The sequence below is a fragment of the Mucilaginibacter sp. P2_A4 genome (genome assembly GCF_056405015.1).
This window is the reverse complement of the sequence record NZ_JBFUCX010000004.1, coordinates 82,779-100,993: the sequence shown is the minus strand read 5'-3', so window position 1 is coordinate 100,993 and position 18,215 is coordinate 82,779. Positions and strand designations below refer to the sequence as shown.

The 18,215-nt window shown below is 41.8% G+C and carries 17 protein-coding genes; 7 read left to right on the top strand and 10 right to left on the bottom strand.

Annotated elements, in window-relative coordinates:
* Positions 1-196: 196 nt before the first annotated feature.
* Positions 197-1,768, top strand: coding sequence for a glycoside hydrolase family 10-like protein (locus AC1DYB_RS09435; RefSeq protein WP_295716831.1), 1,572 nt, complete (start codon positions 197-199; stop codon positions 1,766-1,768).
* 3 nt (positions 1,769-1,771) lie between these two features.
* Here AC1DYB_RS09435 and AC1DYB_RS09430 read toward each other — a convergent pair whose 3' ends face one another.
* From AC1DYB_RS09430 to AC1DYB_RS09410, 5 genes are all read right to left on the bottom strand, one after another.
* A complete protein-coding gene (locus AC1DYB_RS09430) occupies positions 1,772-2,521 on the bottom strand; it encodes an SDR family NAD(P)-dependent oxidoreductase (protein ID WP_477434351.1) in 750 nt (249 codons plus the stop codon).
* Between the two features lie 2 nt (positions 2,522-2,523).
* Entirely contained in the window at positions 2,524-3,312 is a 789-nt protein-coding gene (locus AC1DYB_RS09425; protein WP_477434349.1) for a DUF1835 domain-containing protein, read from the bottom strand.
* Positions 3,313-3,417: 105 nt separating this feature from the next.
* Positions 3,418-4,485 carry an SGNH/GDSL hydrolase family protein gene (locus tag AC1DYB_RS09420; RefSeq protein WP_477434347.1) on the bottom strand — a complete coding sequence of 356 codons (1,068 nt, stop codon included), beginning with the start codon at positions 4,483-4,485 and terminating at the stop codon, positions 3,418-3,420.
* 196 nt (positions 4,486-4,681) lie between these two features.
* The gene (locus tag AC1DYB_RS09415) at positions 4,682-5,401 is read right to left on the bottom strand and encodes a DUF6515 family protein (RefSeq protein ID WP_477434857.1); all 720 of its coding nucleotides are present in this window, start codon (positions 5,399-5,401) and stop codon (positions 4,682-4,684) included.
* A 564-nt stretch (positions 5,402-5,965) separates the two neighbouring features.
* Positions 5,966-6,538, bottom strand: a complete 573-nt coding sequence (locus AC1DYB_RS09410; protein ID WP_477434345.1) for a thiamine diphosphokinase — start codon at positions 6,536-6,538, stop codon at positions 5,966-5,968.
* Positions 6,539-6,721: 183 nt separating this feature from the next.
* Here AC1DYB_RS09410 and AC1DYB_RS09405 point away from each other — a divergent pair, with 183 nt between their 5' ends.
* The gene (locus AC1DYB_RS09405) at positions 6,722-7,879 is read left to right on the top strand and encodes an FAD-dependent oxidoreductase (protein ID WP_477434343.1); all 1,158 of its coding nucleotides are present in this window, start codon (positions 6,722-6,724) and stop codon (positions 7,877-7,879) included.
* Between the two features lie 77 nt (positions 7,880-7,956).
* Here AC1DYB_RS09405 and AC1DYB_RS09400 read toward each other — a convergent pair whose 3' ends face one another.
* From AC1DYB_RS09400 to AC1DYB_RS09390, 3 genes are read right to left on the bottom strand one after another with little or no spacing between them, the layout of a single operon-like run.
* The gene (locus AC1DYB_RS09400) at positions 7,957-9,261 is read right to left on the bottom strand and encodes a leucine-rich repeat domain-containing protein (RefSeq protein ID WP_477434341.1); all 1,305 of its coding nucleotides are present in this window, start codon (positions 9,259-9,261) and stop codon (positions 7,957-7,959) included.
* A gap of 13 nt (positions 9,262-9,274) precedes the next feature.
* A complete protein-coding gene (locus AC1DYB_RS09395) occupies positions 9,275-10,237 on the bottom strand; it encodes an AAA family ATPase (protein ID WP_477434339.1) in 963 nt (320 codons plus the stop codon).
* Between the two features lie 10 nt (positions 10,238-10,247).
* The gene (locus tag AC1DYB_RS09390; RefSeq protein ID WP_477434337.1) at positions 10,248-11,687 is read right to left on the bottom strand and encodes a peptidylprolyl isomerase; all 1,440 of its coding nucleotides are present in this window, start codon (positions 11,685-11,687) and stop codon (positions 10,248-10,250) included.
* A 179-nt stretch (positions 11,688-11,866) separates the two neighbouring features.
* Between AC1DYB_RS09390 and AC1DYB_RS09385 the strand changes: the two genes are divergently transcribed.
* The 4 genes from AC1DYB_RS09385 (at position 11,867) to AC1DYB_RS09370 (ending at position 14,035) form a co-directional block, all read left to right on the top strand.
* The gene (locus AC1DYB_RS09385; protein ID WP_477434335.1) at positions 11,867-12,454 is read left to right on the top strand and encodes a hypothetical protein; all 588 of its coding nucleotides are present in this window, start codon (positions 11,867-11,869) and stop codon (positions 12,452-12,454) included.
* A gap of 226 nt (positions 12,455-12,680) precedes the next feature.
* Positions 12,681-13,259, top strand: coding sequence for a non-canonical purine NTP diphosphatase (locus tag AC1DYB_RS09380; RefSeq protein WP_477434333.1), 579 nt, complete (start codon positions 12,681-12,683; stop codon positions 13,257-13,259).
* Between the two features lie 75 nt (positions 13,260-13,334).
* Positions 13,335-13,505 (top strand): hypothetical protein, encoded by a 171-nt coding sequence (locus AC1DYB_RS09375; protein ID WP_477434331.1) that lies wholly within the window; start codon positions 13,335-13,337, stop codon positions 13,503-13,505.
* Between the two features lie 47 nt (positions 13,506-13,552).
* Complete coding sequence (locus AC1DYB_RS09370) at positions 13,553-14,035, top strand: hypothetical protein (RefSeq protein ID WP_477391500.1); 483 nt, start codon at positions 13,553-13,555, stop codon at positions 14,033-14,035.
* Between the two features lie 228 nt (positions 14,036-14,263).
* On the opposite strand, the gene AC1DYB_RS09365 is transcribed toward AC1DYB_RS09370, so the two are convergent.
* Both AC1DYB_RS09365 and AC1DYB_RS09360 read right to left on the bottom strand, forming a co-directional pair.
* Positions 14,264-15,397, bottom strand: coding sequence for a lactonase family protein (locus tag AC1DYB_RS09365; RefSeq protein ID WP_477434329.1), 1,134 nt, complete (start codon positions 15,395-15,397; stop codon positions 14,264-14,266).
* 81 nt (positions 15,398-15,478) lie between these two features.
* Positions 15,479-17,146, bottom strand: coding sequence for a pseudouridine synthase (locus AC1DYB_RS09360; RefSeq protein WP_477434327.1), 1,668 nt, complete (start codon positions 17,144-17,146; stop codon positions 15,479-15,481).
* A 230-nt stretch (positions 17,147-17,376) separates the two neighbouring features.
* On the opposite strand from AC1DYB_RS09360, the gene AC1DYB_RS09355 reads away from it, so the two are divergent.
* A complete protein-coding gene (locus AC1DYB_RS09355; RefSeq protein ID WP_295716859.1) occupies positions 17,377-18,159 on the top strand; it encodes a lytic transglycosylase domain-containing protein in 783 nt (260 codons plus the stop codon).
* Positions 18,160-18,215: the final 56 nt, after the last annotated feature.

The following is an 18,215-nucleotide window of genomic DNA, read 5'->3' as shown; positions in this document are numbered from 1 at the left end:
TTTACACAACGCTATTAAACGTAAAAAGGTTTAAAATATGATTTTTTTTAAAAATTGAGATTTTAAAATGGCGTTGGTAAAGGATAAAAATAAGTACAATAAGCCAAAATCGCAATATGAGGACAAATTTATATAGTATAATAAAACCCCTACCATATGAGTTTTATATCTTTGCATCTTTAATTAATTAGGTTTAATGCATATATACCGCCCGTTTTTACTATTGATAGCCACCCTGTTTATTGTTATAAGCGTTAAGGCACAACCGGCTGAACCAACAAATGCGCCTGTAGCAGCTAAGACCGAACCCAAACGCGAATTTAGAGGGGTGTGGGTAGCAACCGTAGTAAACATCGACTGGCCAACCAGTGCCAAATTCACATCCGAAAAGCAAAAGCAACAACTGATTGATATATTAAACTCGCACCAGGAAACCGGCATCAATGCCATTATGCTGCAGGTAAGGCCTGCTGCCGATGCTTTTTACGCGAAAAGCCGCGAGCCCTGGTCAAAATATTTAACGGGCAAACAGGGACAGGGACCCAGCCCTGCATATGACCCGCTGGAGTTTGCTATTACCGAAGCCCACAAACGCGGAATGGAACTGCATGCCTGGTTTAATCCTTACAGAGCAACTTTTGATGGTAATTTTGCGGCACTTAGTCCGCAGCATATTACTAAAATAAAACCGGAGTGGTTTTTTACCTATGGTGGTATCAAAACATTTAATCCGGGTTTGCCGGAAGTGCGCGATTATATTGTACAGGTGATATTGGATGTGGTTGATAATTATGATATCGACGGCGTACATATGGATGATTATTTTTATCCATACCCTATTGCCGGGCAAAAAATAAACGATGACGCCTCCTATGCCAAATACGGCGAAGGATATGATAATGTAAAAGATTGGCGCCGTCATAATGTCGATTTGTTAATAAAGATGATTGGCGATAGCGTGCATGCGCATGACCCGGACATTAAATTTGGTGTAAGCCCGTTTGGCATCTGGGCTAATAAATCACAAAATGATGAGGGATCTGAAACCAACGGAGGATCATCCTATTATGAAAATTACGCCGACTCACGCGAGTGGATCAAAGAAGGATGGGTTGATTATATAAACCCGCAATTGTACTGGCCTATAGGCAACCGGGCGGCAGCTTTTGATAAATTGTTAAACTGGTGGAGCGATAATACCTTCGGCCGGCATTTGTACATAGGGCAGGCGGCTTACCGCATTAATGAGCGTAAAACAGCAGCCTTTAAAAACCCCGGCCAAGTGCCCGAACAGATCAATATGATCAGGAATAATCCGCGGGTGCAGGGGAGTGTTTATTTCAGTTCCAGTTCGCTTACCAATAATCCGCTTGGCATTACCGATTCTTTGCGGAACAATTATTACAGGTACCCGGCGTTGCCCCCCGTTATGCTTTGGCGCGATTCTGTTGCTCCTAATGCCCCGCAAAATGTTACTGTCCGGCCGATTGTAAATAAAAACAGCGTTATGGTAAAGTGGCTTACACCTACGCTTGCTAAGGATGAAGAAGCGGTGTATGGCTACGTGATATACCGGTTTGAGAATGATAATGAGAAAATAAATATCGACGACCCTAAAAACATCCTGAAGATCATCTACAATACTAACCTTACCTATGAGGATAATACGGTTCAAAAAGGCAAGACTTATTTTTATGTAGTGACGGCACTTGACAGAATGAAGAATGAGAGTGAACGATCGCCTACCATAGCGGTCACGGTACCTTAATGTTTAGCTGTTCATTATAGCTCCGCAGTTGATATCCAGGCTTTGGCCGGTTATACTTTGCTGGCTTAGCAGGTATGCAACCAGGTTAGCAACCTCTTCTGGCTGGCTCATCCGTTTTAGCGGTACGCTTTGCATGGCTATTTCATAAAACTCCTGTTTGCTTATGCCAATGCCATCGGCAATACCCTGCAATCCGTTTTGCGACATTTCTGTATCAACCCAACCGGGGCAAATAGCATTTACCAATATTTGTTGTGGGGCAAACTGTATTGCCCATGAACGCATCAAGCCAAGTAAGCCCGCTTTTGATGCGCAGTAGGCCGAATAATTGGCCACACCCAATCTGGCCAGTATCGATGAAGTAATGAGGATATGTTTATTATTCCCTGATGCTTGCAGGGCAGGCAAAAAAGTATTTACAAAGTTGTAGGTGCCGGTAAGGTTGGTGTTAATAATATCTCCCCACCGGTCATCGTTGCCCCAGTAGTTTTCGCCGCCAATGCCAGAGTTGGCTATGAGGCCGTTTACCGCTGTATCTCCTAATTGCTTCAGTGCATTAGCTAAGCTTTCCTTATTGGCTATATCTGCAATAAGGATCAGGTGCTCTCCTTTGGGTAGGGTTGATAAAGTTTCCTGCAGCTTATCGGCATTGCGGCCAAGTAAAACACAATTGTGACCATCATTAGCCAGTTTTTGAGTAATGGCTTTGCCAATGCCGCTGCCAGCGCCGCTGATAATATAGGTGTTAGTCATTATTATAGTTCAATAAGTTGCATTTGTTTAAGGCGGTTAAGATAAATATCAATTTCTGAATCGCCCATACCATAAATTTTTTCTGTAGACCAAAAGGTCTGGTATATTTCAATTTTGGTTTTGATGCCGCTGTTATAAATATCCAATAGCGTTTGTTCTATATAATTCAGGCCGTCGGTATTGGTTCGTAGCCTTTTTATATGGGCTTGCAGGGCAGGCTTAAGCAGGTGCAATATTCCCCAAAATGAGTTTTCATCAAGCCATAGCTGCAGATCATCAGCATTGCCATTTACATACAATGGCCAGGCCTCGGCGGCAAGTTCAAATTCCCATTCACTGAGCTGCTCCCTGCTGTCATAAAGGTCTTCCAGCTGATCGCCATTTAACTCACCCATCCCCCTAAAATCATCTATTCCCGGATAACATGCCGGGCAAATAAGGTATACCGCCGGCAATGACATATTGGTTTGCTGATTTAACATTTGCATCACCCCCAATAGATTTACCTGGCAATGCAGGTCGAACTCAAACCAGAGGTTAATCTCGTCATAAGATCCATTCAACTTGCCCAGTTCTTCAATCATTTTATGCTGATAATCTTCAACAGGCTCATTAAATGTTTTACTAATCCATTCGGAGCGGGCTGTCCAGAAACTTGCCGATGAAATATTTTCCTGCAATGGCCCCTCGGATAATACTTCGCGCCAAACCATTACATCGCCATCAAGTCCGGTTTGATTGAAACCGTATAATGTAGAATCGCCATTAAGGATATGTAGAATACTGCTCATAGATGCCTTATTTTATTACAAAGCAACGTGTTTTATGATAGTTTGGGTATGGGTTTGTAAAATAAAAGTGTGCCTGTTCTGAATCTTTCTCTGTTGAGGGGTTTATTACCATCCCTTCAGCTTTTTTAAATAGGCTGTTAATTCAGCGGCAATAAGCTGGTGTTCGTCAAGATCGGGATGGGTGCCGCAGCCGTTATAATACCTGCGCGAGAAAAAGTATTTATATACCTTTTTATCGCCGTTGGCATTCGCATAGGCTGTAATTGCTTTAATATAACGTTGCAGGGCATCTGTTAGTTTGCCATCTGCCATTGGGCTGGTTAAGCAAACAATATCGGCCCTGGGGTACCTTTGCCTTATAGTACCAATAAATTGAAGGTAGGCGCCACAATACAAGACCGAGTCCTGTACGCCATCATTTTGCCCCAGGCAAATAGTAACCAAATCTGGCTGATAGCGCTTAAAATCCCATGCTATGGAATCATTGCGGAGGTATACTTTATCAAATACCTGTGGCATAACTACGTTCATATTGCAACAGCTATGTACAAGGCCAATACCTGCTACCGAGGTAAGCTGCCAGTCGGCGTTTAAATTACGCGATGTGGTTGGCCCGTAGCTCATATAGGCGTTGTGCTGATCGTACCATTCGCCTTTATCGCAAGGTACTACTGATTGATCCATGCCTGCACCACTGGTGATAGAATCGCCGATGTACTCTATTTTATGCTTTGCCTTTGATGTTGCTAACAGCTTGTTGCAGCGGATGCCAAGGAAATCAATAAACCCGATCATTGATTCTGTGTCTTTACAGATCAATACAGTGTGGATACCTTCATCCAATCCATCGGCTATAGTGATCACATTGGTTTTACCGGTGGTTTGTATACGATAAGGTTTTTTGTTATCAACGGCAATCTCCAGGTAGTTATGGCTTTTGCCATACATCTCCTGGTCGTTAATAAGTAACTGGCATTTACGGCCTTTAAACCGCACCTTGATATATACACCAGGCGACCACATCCTTGGCCTTAATAGGTCTGACAGATCAACCCTTCCAATATATTGAATGAGGGGGTTATCGGCCCGGTACAGCGTGAGGGAATCGGCCGGCGACGCCTGCGCGCTTATTGACAAAATAATAATAAGGAATAAAGCTGCTAAATATTTCATACTCGGTAATATGCAATGGGGTATGGTAAAAATAGCTATTTACCGGGTATGCCATTAATACTTTTATAGCGTTTAATGAGCCCCAATTAAATAACAGGATGTTGCGCCGAATTGCTCAGTATTGGCCAATAACAAAGCAGGCCGCTTCATTACTGAAACAGCCTGCGCCTGCATAAAAAAAATTGAATTGAATTTATTATTGTTGATCCGGCTCGTCAGATGGTGTACCTACAATTTTGTAAACGGTATCACCATTATTATTTCTACTTTCCTGGTAGTAATAACCATCAGGAGAAACAAATAGCTTTTCGCCATTAATCTTTATTTTTCTGCAATCATCAGGTAACTGGTTAACAATATCGCCTATTTGCGGGCCTTGCTGAACATCGCCATTGCCGCCATTATCGGTATTTAACTCGCCATCTTTACCTGCAATTACATAAACCTGTGTGCCATCATCTTTGGTATATGGTTGATAGTATACACCATTTGATTCATAGTACTGCTCGCCATTAATGCTGATAGACTTGGCATCTGATGGCAGGTTTTTAACTTCGGCACCTATAGGTGGTTCAACAACAGTATATTGATCATTATATTGACGGTAGTATAAACCATCGCTATAGTAATATTGATAATCGCCGTACCAGAATGGATAATAGCCGAAAGGCAAAAATCCTATGCTGAAACCAATACGTGGATAATAGTATGAGTTATAATAGTTGTGATATGGGTAGTATCCATGGCTTCCAAAATATCCGCCACGGCCGCCATACCGGTAACCATTTGCATAAACCCTATTGCCGTATCCGTTAGCGCCATTGTAGTAAGAACCACGGCCGCCATTATAAGCGCGCCTGTCAACACTGTTATAGCTACGGGTACCGCTGTAAACGCGTTGTCCGCCCCCGTTTATGCTACTGCGTTGAGGAGCTACAGCTACGCTATTTGTCCTGTTGCCATAGCCACGCTGAGGGGCTACATTTACATTACCACGGGTTACATTACCATTGCCGCTAAAGCCACGGGATACCGGGGCTATAGCTGACCGCTGACCACTGCCGCCGCCACCATTAAATGAAGGACGGGCAACACCTACGTTGCCGCCGCCTGAAGAACGGGAAACGCCAACACTTCCGCCGCCACCGCCGCCAGATCTTGAACCGCCGCCACCGCCACTGCTGCTTCCGCCACCACCGCCGCCGCCTCTATGCTGTGCATTTGCTGTAAAAGCTAAAGGCAAGCTCAACAGGCCTGCTATAGCGAATGAAAATAAATTTTTATATGTCCTTTTCATGATCGAAAGTTTTTTAACTGTTCAGCAGGTATTTTGCTGATGATATATAAGTATAGACTAAAGAATGTTTAAACGGTTTAATTGATATTTAATAATTATTTACAACATAATACAAAAAGCACACCAATATAAATTTCACCTTAACAACAACCCTAAAAAGCCGTTTTTATTACACTGCGCTTATTAATTTAAAGCCTCGGCAATCAGCAAAAAAGGCTCTTCAAACTGCAGGCTAAAAAAACCGTCACCGGTGGTTTTATAAAGTCCTTGCCCGGTGTTTTGCAAGCCTTTGTATTGCAGTCTATTAGGTAATGTTAATAACTCAATTTGCTCGCCGGCAGGTTTCCATTTGCTGAAGCCCGATGTAACGGGATAAATTTTTTGCCGGTTGTTAAAAATAACCAGGTTAATTTTATCAGCATAGGGCAAAAAATCGTCTAATGCCAACTCGTCAGTAATAATGTTCACCGCCGGATAGCTATTAGCCGTAAGGAACTTCAATGCTGTAACGGCCAGGCTATCATTTGCCGCCGGTATCAGTTTGATATCCGATTGCTGGATCACCTCATCTCCATAGCTAACTATCCAATCTACCTTGATCCCAAAACTGTTTAGCTTTTCGGCAGTATCGGGTATCGTGATCACCGTTGGGCTCCACTCCAGTAGTTGGCCCAGCAGTTCTTCCTCAAAATTATCTATCCCCAGCACCAGTAATGCAGGCTCCTGTTTTTCGCGAACAATATGATGGGATGACATTTGATAAAGTTATGGGGAATAAATGAATATTTAATGAAATGAGGTGTATGGAAAATGTTAAATTATAATATTTAACATTTCAGGTTTTTTATGGAAGGAGAATAAAATTTAAAGTATTTTCTTTTCTCAATCGTCTTAATAAGCATAACGCGTAAGATGATTGAGAAAACTAATATTTAAAATATGTTAATTGAAAACAAAAAAATATCAATTGTAGGTGGTGGCCCCGGCGGATTAACACTTGCTCGGCTTTTACAAATGAACGGTGCAGATGTGAAAGTATATGAAAGAGACTTAAATAAGCATGTACGGGTGCAGGGTGGTGCTCTTGACCTTCACGAGGAATCTGGATTAGCAGCTTTAAAGAAAGCGGGATTAATGGAGGCTTTTAAAGCCAATTACAGACCAGGAGCAGACAAAATCCGCATCGTAGATAATAAGGCAAATATTGTGTTTGATCAACACGTATATGAAACAGTTGAAGCATTCGGAAATGAATGGTTTAGACCGGAAATTGACCGGGGCCCGTTAAGGGATATTTTATTAGCATCATTAAAACCGGGCACTGTAGTTTGGGACAGCCATATTGTATCACTTGAGTCGGTTAATGATTCCTGGAAGCTTGAGTTTCAAGATGGCAAATCAGCTATGGCAGATATCGTAATTGCTGCAGACGGTGCTAATTCTAAAATTCGTTCACACATAACTGCCGTAAAACCTTTTTATGTAGGTATCACAATGGTAGAGGGATTTGTAAGCGATTCGGAAAAAATAACGCCGAAAATTCACGAACTGCTTAAGGGCGGGAAAATTTTTGCTTTTGGAAATGAAAAATCTTTAATTGTAAGTTCAAAAGGCGATGGTAGCCTGGGATTTGCTACAGGTTGTAAAACGGATGAATTTTGGTTTCGTGAAAGTGGAATAGATTTTAAAGACAATGTAGAAATGCTGACCTGGTTTAAAAAGGAATTTTCTGAATGGGGCAGTGTTTGGTTGGAATTGTTTGAAAATGATAAAACAAGTTTTATTATAAGGCCGCAATATTGTATGCCCTTAGATCAAAGCTGGGAAACAATACCCAATATAACCATGCTGGGCGATGCCGCCCATTGGATGCCACCTTATGCCGGAGAAGGTGTAAATATGGCTATGTTGGATGCGTTGGAATTAAGCGAATGTTTAACCAATCCGGCATTTACTAATATGCAAAAGGCTATTGCAAGCTATGAAAAACAAATGTGCGCAAGATTTGCTGATGTTGGAAGAATAACGCTTGAATCAACCGCATCATTACACTCGGCCAATGCGATAAACAATATGTTGGCAATGTTTGAGCAATAGAGAAATATCTCCCCCGGTTACCATAAAAGCCGGGGGACAAGTATTTGTTGGTTAAAGCCCTATTTTAGAAGATAATTTCATTGTAATTGCAGCAATTCATGTTCCAGGTAACGAAAGCCTGGTCTGGATGAAACATCTGCTGCCATACAAGCATCCCTGATACCGGCGATCTTTATTAAATTTTCATCACTTTTTGCTTCCTTATTAAGGCTAAGCAGATCATCAAGCAGGCAGCCATAAGCTCTCACTTCAAGCCGCTCAAGTGCTGATGCTATTTTGCTATCTGTTTTATTGTAAAAGGTAGCGGCCCCAAAATCGCCAAATAAAGTATTTCCTTCATCATCTATTAAGGTATTATGGGTGTACATATCACCGTGCATAATGCCTCTATCATGTAATTGAACAGCAACTGAGGCAATGGTACTGGCTATTTTCACTATTTGCAGAACAGAAAGGGCCATATTTTCCTCAAAAACATCCCTGGTGCAGCTTTGCAGACTGGGGGGTAAACCGAGGTTATAAAAAAATGAGGGGATCAAACCCATAACTAAACCTTTTTTACCTTCGGGATGGGCTGTTATCTGGCCAATTAGTTTTACCAATCCGTGATGAACTCCTGCGGTAATACAGGCATCCATCTCATCTTCCGGCAATCCGTCGCTGGTGACTGAGCCTTTAAAGGTTTTTACGGCTACTTCTTCTATTTGGCCCGCCAGTTGCCTGGTTGCCTTGGATATAATGCCCGATGCGCCTTCTCCAAGCTTATAATTGATCTCCAAATCACGCCAGTTAATCAAAACAAGTGGCTTCACAACAGGTTTTTCGCCAAAAGGGTTTCCTGAAAATGCCAGCCACGATAGTTTCGGCATTTGTAAAAGCCATTCGGGCATACTACTTAGCTTATTGGCCGAGATTCGTAAAAGCTCCAGGTTACTACAGTTACTAAGTTCCTGGGGTAACGTTGTCAACTTATTACCGGCAAGCATTAACTTTTGCATCCTTGTGCAATTGCCTATATCGGCCGGTAGTTTTGTAATGTTGTTATTGGTAAGTATCAGCCAGCGCAGATTGGGGTTAAGGGATCTTGCCGGTACAGTTGTTATTTGGTTTGCTTTAAATCCAACAATATCCAGCAGCGGGCAATCGGCTAAAACTTCGGGTAATATGGTGAATGAATTTTCTGAGCAGAAAACGGTCTTCAGCTTTTTAAGCCGGCCAAAATCTGCAGGGAATGAGCTAAGGTTATTCCGCGAAAGATCAAGCGTTTCCAGCGTATCTGCCAGTTCAAATATTTCTTCCGGAAAAGAAGAAAGCCCTTCGGCGAGCGACAACGAAACGGCTCCTTTTAGTTCGCCGTTTTGTAGCTGTAATAATGTTTGCATGGGTAAGGTTCAGTTAAAATAACCCCTCAATAATATCAGCAGCCGATAGTCCTTCTGCTTCGGCATGGTAGCTGCGTACAATGCGGTGGGTTAAAATAGGTTTGGCAACGGCCTGTACATCTTCAATATCAGGTGAATATTTCCCGTTGATAACGGCATGGCATTTGGCCCCCAAAACTAAAAATTGTGATGCGCGCGGACCGGCACCCCAGGTAAGTAAACGGTTGATGTGTGGTGTGGCAAACTCGGTATTGGGGCGGGTTTTTGATACCAGCTTTACGGCGTATTCCATCACATGATCGGTAACCGGGATGTTACGCACCAGTTGCTGAAAGTAAGTGATCTGCTCGGCGTTCAGTATTTTTTTAACCTCCACCTTTAACGTGCTTGTGGTGTTTTTAACAACCTGCAATTCCTCTTTAAATGAGGGATAATCTAATGCAACGTTAAACATAAACCTGTCAAGCTGTGCCTCGGGCAGGGGATAGGTTCCTTCCTGCTCAATAGGGTTTTGGGTAGCCAGTACAAAAAAGGGTTTTGCAAGCTTATGTGTTATACCGGCGGCGGTAACCGCTTTTTCCTGCATAGCTTCCAGTAAGGCAGCCTGTGTTTTGGGCGGGGTACGATTTATTTCATCGGCCAGGATGATGTTACTGAAAACGGGGCCGGGTATAAATTTAAAATTTCTGTCTTCGCCTAAAATTTCTGAGCCGATGATGTCTGATGGCATCAGATCTGGTGTAAACTGGATGCGTTTAAAATCCAGGTCAAGTACCTGTGATACGGTTTGCACCAGCAGGGTTTTAGCAAGGCCGGGTACGCCTACCAGTAAACAATGCCCGTTGCTGAAAATAGATATCAGCACAAATTTTACCACCTCGTCCTGCCCAATGATTACTTTTCCTATTTCGGATCGTATTTGCTGGTAAGCAAGCTTTAAAGCATCGGCTGCTTCAACATCAGAACGGTGTGGCATAGATTGGGTGTTATTTAGTTTGGGCGCTTGTACTTGTTGGTGTTGTTACCCATTTTTTCAGGATATCGCAGGTTTGGTATTCCTTGTCAATTTTGATAAAAGTTTCTTTGCGGCGTTTATCAAACCATTTGTTTACCGTTTTGCTGTTTTTATCCTCAAAAGCAAACTCCTTTAATTTAGGAAAATCCTGTGCCAGGTTTGCCTTGTGCGCATCGGTAGCTGATTTCAAATATAAAATTTTGTAACTCTTTTTGCCGTCGGCGCCGGTAAACAAATCGGGTTTTGAAATGCTGCCAACTTTCATGGTATCAATAGTAAGTGCAACTTTAGGGTCAAGCTTATCGGTAGGGATAAAGGTTGAGCGGTTTTGCACGTTTTCAGCATTAAGCATCATACCTCCATTGAATTTGGTTTCCTTATCGTCTGAATAATAGGCTGCAGCAGCCGAAAAGTCAAATGTTTTTTTGTTTGCCAGTATCAGCGTATAAATGCTATCAGCTTTGGTTTTAGCTCTATCCAAACTGGCCTGGGTTATGGCCGGCGAGATTAATATATGCCTTACGTGTACCTGCTCTCCGCGGCGCTCAATAACCTGTAAAAAGTGAAATCCAAAATCGGTTTCAAATACGGGTGATAGCTGCCCTGCTTTAAGTTTAAAAGCGTTGGCCGTAAACTCTTTTACAAATATGGTACGATCGGCAAAACCAAGGTCGCCACCCTCAACTGCAGATTGTGGATCCTGTGAGTAAAGCCTTGCTAAGGTTCCAAAGTCTTCTCCTTTTTTAACCCTGGCCAGCAGTTCTTCGGCCTTTTGCTTATATAATTCCTTTTCTTCTTTATTCAATTTAGGCTGAAAAACTATCTCGCCAATCTCTACCTCTTTATTAAATGATGGCAAACTATCTTTCGGAATGGTATTGAAGTAATCTTTAACATCCTGAGGGGTAACATTCAGTTTTTCGGTAATTTTTGCCTGCATTTTTTGAGCAATCATTTGCTCTTTCATGTCGGGGCGTATTTCATCCTTGTATTGGATAAGCGAACGGCCTAAAAAGCCTTCCAGTTTATCCTGGCCTCCGGCCCGTTGCATCATTTCGCGCATCCGGCGGTCAACACTGGCGTCAATATCATCATCTTTAACATCAATACTATCAATAATAGCCTGCTGGGCCAACAGTTTTTGAGTTAATAATGATTGCAGTATGCGGCATTTCATATCCGGGTTTGGCTGCATACCCTGTACCAGATATTGGGCGTATTGTTGTTCAATATCAGATAATAGTATGGGGCTGTTACCAACAATGGCTGCAATTTTATCCAGTGTTTTGCCGGGTGTTCTTGCTGTAGTAGTATCGGCCTTTGCAGTTTTGGCCGAATCTGCTTTTATCTGTGCCCTGGTAACTGATATAATAGAAATAAAACTTAAAACTAATAACCCTAACTTTCTCATGTAATGCTTATGTACTAAATAAAACGGATTAAATGCATCCGTTAAAACTTCAAATTTCGGTAAAATTTATTAATTATAGCTGTACAATTAATTTCAATAAAACACAGTTTGCTATAATTGTGCTAATATGGTTATAATGCTTGAAACCGTTTAACTACTTTTGGTTAAAATTTGTTAAAGTGAAAGTTGAAAACCCCGTTGCCCTGCACTTTATTTTACAGGATGAGCTTTATCTGCTAAATACCGATAAGTCACAATATGAAAATATAGTTATGACCGCGCCATTAGCGGAAGAAGCCACGCCGATAATTACAGAGGCGATACCAATAGCCAGACAACCTGAACCTGTACTTGCAACGTTACAACCTGAAGTAAAAACGCCGCCGGTTAGTTTTAATTATCTGGGGAAAAATTTAAAAAGCTTTTTGGTGCTGGTACATTACCCCGATTTGGAATTTATTGATGAAACACATTTGACAGCACTTACCAGTATCATTAAAAGAAAGGACCTTGCTGTTGATGACATGGCTATCGTTAACCTGGCTAAGCAGGTGAATACTCATTATGATGAATTGCTAAAGTTTTTTAAGCCTGCGAAATTGTTGGTATTGGGAAATAAAGCCCTGCCACAAGGTATTCCGCCATTGGTATTAAATACCCCCAAATCATTAGGCGGTTTTACCGGCCTATATAGTTTTGCCTTTGGCGATATGATGGACAGTGTTGATCATAAAAAGGCATTTTGGGAACAAATGAAAACACTATAATTTGAAGATTAGAAGCTATTTAAATTTGATTCAATAATGTTTTTATACTTCTAATGAGGCATTTAACCACCCGTCATTGCGAGGTACGAAGCAATCCCCAAATTACAGGGCGGATTTGCACAGCGGATCTGCAGAGTTCGGGATTGCTTCGTACCTCGCAATGACGATCTGTTTTTTATTTTTAGACAGCCTCTTAATCTTTAATCCTTTGTCAATAATCTGAAACATGCACAAATTAGTATTCGCAACCAATAACCGCCATAAGCTTGATGAGGTAGCCGCCAAAATTGATGGTAAAATTGAACTGCTAACCCTCAATGATATTGGCTGCTACGATGATATTGAAGAAACAGGCACTACTTTTAAACAAAACGCTTCGATAAAAAGTCAATTCATTTATAAAAAATATAACCTGGACTGTTTTGGGGATGACAGCGGTCTGGAGATAGATGCCCTTAATGGCGAGCCGGGAGTTTATTCTGCACGTTACGCAGGCGGGCATGGTAACCATGCGGCTAATATTAAAAAGGTATTGGATAACCTGGAAGGCGAGACTAATCGCAAAGCCCGTTTCCGCACGGTAATATCGCTGACCTGGAACGGAGAGGAGCATTTTTTTGACGGCACGGTAGAGGGCAGTATTCGCACCGCGCCCAGTGGTACCGATGGTTTTGGATACGACCCTATATTTGAGCCGGATGGTTACAATATCACCTTTGCCGAAATGAGCATGGATGCGAAAAATCAAATCAGTCACCGGGCTAAAGCGATGGAACTACTGGTTAATTTTTTAAGCGCCAGGTAGAATATTAAGTTATGATTAATTTTCATGTAACCTTTACGCTAGTAATACGTAAATAGGTAGTATACCGAACGCCTCATGAAATTAATAACCCAAATAAGACATATCTGTTTTTCAACAGATACCGATCATCGTTTTGCAAAAAGCCTGAAGAAGGTAAAAGAAGCGGATCAGGTCAGCGCATCAATTAATGAACGTTTGCTGGAGATTAAAAAAAACTTTAATTCAAAAAGTATCGAAGTAAGCTAAGCGTTTGGCAGGATTTATGCTAATGAGCATTTAAATAAACTACTGTCATGAAAAAGTTACTTAAAACCCCGATTGCAATTCTATCTCTCATTTTTGTATTATCAGCCTGTTCATCTACAAAAAACACAGTTTCAACTAACGTATCCCGCGGCAAATTTGTTGGCACCTGGACACTTAATAATGTGAAATATGATGGTTTGGTTCAAAATGCCGTTCAAAACGTGTTTGACCAGGCTGCCCCGGAAGCATTTGTTGGTAGCACCTGGAAACTAACCAATAGTGGTAATGGTATTTATACCCTGGCTAATGGTACATCACAAACCATATTTTGGTCGGTTTTTAACGGCGGAACAACAGGTACACAATTCCAGTTCAAAAAAATATTTGAAGGCGATAAAGCTAAAAATGTAGCAGAAGGCTACCGTTTGGATATTGGAAACAATGATGGCTCGGCCATGACGCTTAAATCACCAGTTACCGTGGGTGGCGGAACAGGATATATTATTTATTCGTTCACTAAAAATCCGTAAGCTTTAGGTTAAAGGTAAAAGGAGAAAGGTAAAATGTTCTCCTTTTTTTAGGTCAAAATAAAAGGGTAAAGGCGAAAGATGATGTGATTCACTTATGCCTTTACCCTTTTTACTTTTATATGGAGACTTGGAGGCTGCGTCTTTTATTCTTTGTCCATCAAATCCTTACATCCACAAAAAAACTTTCACCTTTCGCCTTTCACCTTTTTGCCTTTTACCCTTCACCTATTATTCAGCTGAAGTAAACTTCAGGCAAACCGGGTTTCCAATGTCTATTTTAATACCTGTTTGTTGTAATCTACCTGTATTTTGATCTATTTTAAATACAAACATATTGTCGCTGCCCTGGTTGGCTACCACCAAATAATTCCCTGAAGGATCTATAGCAAAATCGCGTGGGTTTTTGCCATAGGTCGACTGGCGGGACACAAAAGTAAGTTCGCCGGTTTCCTGGTTTACAGCATAACAACTGATCTCGTTGGTTTCTAAACGGTTTGAGGCATAAAGAAATCTTCCATCCGGAGATATGTGGATAGCCGCTGCCGCTGTTTTGCCGGTAAAGCCATCGGGCAATAAGGTTATTACTTGTTTTTGTTTAAACTTTCCATTATCATAATCAAATACAAAAATATTTGATCCCATTTCAGTTACCAGGTAAACACGTTTTTTATCCACTGAAAATTCCAGGTGGCGCGGACCGCTACCTGGGGTAACGCTAACAAAAGCAGGATTGGCGCCTGTTAATGGCGACTCTTTACCAGCGCGATAGCGGTATATGTTTATCTTATCGGTGCCAAGGTCATTATAAAACAAATACTTTTCATCGGGCGATAAAATGCTCATATGCGCATGTGGTCCTTGCTGGCGCTCTTTGTTTGGCCCCTGGCCATCATTACGCACAGTTTCACTGCCATTAGCTAATGAACCGTCCTTATTTATAGGCAATACCGTAACCTGTCCGCTTGAATAGTTAGCCACAAAAGCATTTTTTTGAGCCTTATCAACGGCGATATAACAAGGATCGGCTCCTAAGGATGATTGCTTATTGATAAAATCCATTCTGCCGGTTTTAGCATCAAATGTAAATGAGCTTACCTCACCTTTGGTCACTTCATTTACAGCGTAAATAAATTTGTTGTTTTTGCTTAGCGTTAAATAGGAGGGATTAGTTACACCATCTACCTGGCTTAAATAAGCCAGCTTGCCACTTTGTGTATAAAAACGGTAAACCACAATACCTTTACTTGTGCCGGTGGTGTAGGTGCCCACAACAAGATCAAAAGTTTTGGGGATTAGTTTTTTATCCTGAGCAAAATTAAGCAGCGGCGATAGCATCGCTATGATCAAAAGGACTTTTTTCATATGGGTAAGAATTGATTAAGGAACGCAAGTTAACAAAATCGGCAAAAAAAATGCCCCGTTGGTTAACGAGGCATTTTATTATTATTTTATCAGGTGTTTAAGCTGGATGATCTCACTTTCTTCCAAATGGCGGTAGCGGCCTCTCGGAAGGTCCTTTTTGGTAAGGTTGGCATAAACCACCCTGTCCAGTTTTACAACTTCGTAACCAAGGCTTTCAAAAATGCGGCGTACCACACGGTTTTTGCCACTGTGTATCTGTATACCTACTTCTCTTTTTGAACCACCGGCTACATATGATACCGAATCGGGTTTTATTAAACCGTCTTCCAGCTCAACGCCATAAATGATTTTGTTAAGGTCGCCTTGTGATAAGCTTTTGCTTAGTTCAACCTGGTACAGTTTGCTGATGTTACTGCGCGGGTGCGAAAGCTTGTCAGCCAGTTCGCCATCGTTTGTCATTAACAACAAGCCTGTGGTATTCCTGTCTAAACGGCCAATTGGGTAAATGCGTTCTTTAGTTGCTTTTTCAACCAGGTGCATTACCGTACGGCGTTCCTGCGGATCTTCTGTAGTAGTTATATAGTCTTTAGGTTTATTTAATAATACGTAAACCATTTTTTCGCGGCGCAGGGTTGAGCCATTGTATTTGATCTCATCTCTCATAGGATCAATTTTAGCACCCAACTCATCAACTACCACCCCATTTACCGATACCACACCGGCAATGATCAGCTCATCGGCCTTGCGGCGAGAGCAAATACCTGCATTTGAAATATAACGGTTAAGGCGGATAAGTCCGTCGTCCTTTGTTTTGCTTTCTGCAGGTTTTTTACGACCACGCATGGTTTTTGCCGGCGCGTCAAGATCTTTGGTTATTTTATCATATACCGGCTTGCGTTGCGGCCTGTCGGCGTTGTAAGCTGGCTTATCTTTAGAGAAACTGCCTTCGCGTTTTTTAAATCCGCCATCGGCTGGCCTGTCGCCAAATTTTTTCTCTGTTGATCTTTCTGCTCCTGCACCAAATTTACCTTCGCCACCTTTATCCGCGCCGAAGCTTCTTTTAGGCTTATCGCCAAAATCTGCATTTGATTTACGCGTACGTGGAGATGAGTATGGTTTCTTTTCGCCTGGACCAGAACTTGCGCCGAAGCTTCTTTTTGGTCTTTCTTCGCCTTCGCCGGATGATGGTCTGCCAGCGTAAGGTTTTCTTTCACTCGGGCCAGAACTTGCGCCGAAGTTTCTTTTAGGTCTTTCTTCGCCTTCGCCGGATGATGGTCTGCCGGAGTAAGGTTTTCTTTCGCTTGGACCAGAGCTTGCGCCGAAGTTTCTTTGCGGCCTGTCGCTGTCACCAGATGCTGGCCTGCCAGAGTATGGCTTGCTGCGTGGTGAAAAGCTTTTTTTATCACCAGATGAAGCGCCGTCCCTGAAATTGCTTTTAGGTTTATCGCTATCGCCGGATGTTGGGCGACCAGAATATGGCCTTGATCTTGTAGATGATTTTTTATCGCCAGATGAAGCACCGTCCCTAAAACTGCTTTTGGGCTTGTCGTCACTGAACCTGTTGCTTTGGAAAGGTTTTTCCGGGCGGGTTAATTTCTTTTTATCTCCGTTTGGAGTGGCCTTGCCTTTTGAAGCGGATGATGATCTTTTGGGTTGATCATCACTTCTTGAACTTCTGCCGGTAGAGTTTCTACCTGTTGCTTTTCCCGGCTTGTCGTCGCGACTACCTGTTGGTCTCTTAAATACCATATTTTTTTGTTTAGCGCTTTCGCAGCGTGAGGGTCAAAGTTACGCTTTTTTGGCAAAAACTAATCAAAAATTTCAAAAAAATATTGCGGTTCAAAAACGGGGTTTAAACAGTTTTAAACCCCGTTTTTGAACCGAAAACCAACACTAAAAAAGTTAGCAAAAAGCTAAGTATTTGATTATGTGAATCGTATGACCTACCTTTGCAGCACATTTTACCTAATGTATAGTTAATGATAAAAAAAGAAATGATTAAAAAACACTTACTTACGTGCTCCGTAACGCTGGTGCTGGTTCTCATTTCCATGCTTAATATCTTCAGTACAACAATTACTGAATCGGTTGCAAAGCCGGCACGATTAAGCGATCGAACCTCGAAATTTATTTTTATTAAAAGCAATACCGCTGCCTATAATTTTGCAGCCGAAGCTTTACCTGTTAATGATGCCAGGGTTACTTTCAAACTCAATAAATCGCTCAGGCAGCATGCTTTTAAGAATGTACAATCAACCTTGCTACATCGTAAGGCCGAAGTACTGTTCCCTATTATTGAGCCTATATTGAAGTTTTACGGTATTCCTGATGATTTTAAATACATTCCACTTGTGGAGTCGGGTCTTAAATCGGGCACTTCTTCCAAAGGAGCATCGGGTTTATGGCAATTTATGGCAGGTACCGCGCGTACCTACGGTTTAAAGGTAGGTCATGGGGTTGATGAACGGCAGAACGTTCGCAAATCAACCATTGCGGCCTGCAAGTATATTAAAGAACTATACGGTGAATTTAACAGCTGGACACTGGCTGCCGCTGCTTACAATAATGGCTCTATTAAATTAGCTAAAGCCATCAACAAGCAAAACGAAGATAATTATTTTCGCATGAGCCTGAACCGCGAAACCGGTTCATATGTTTACAAGCTTATTGCCATGAAAGCAATTATTGAGCAGCCTAAAAAGTTTGGGTATAAAAACTACATTAATATTACCCAGCCAACACAACTGCTGGCATTTAATTGATATTGACTGTCAATGTCATAATTAATTAAAGATTACACTACGGAGCACTTTGAGGC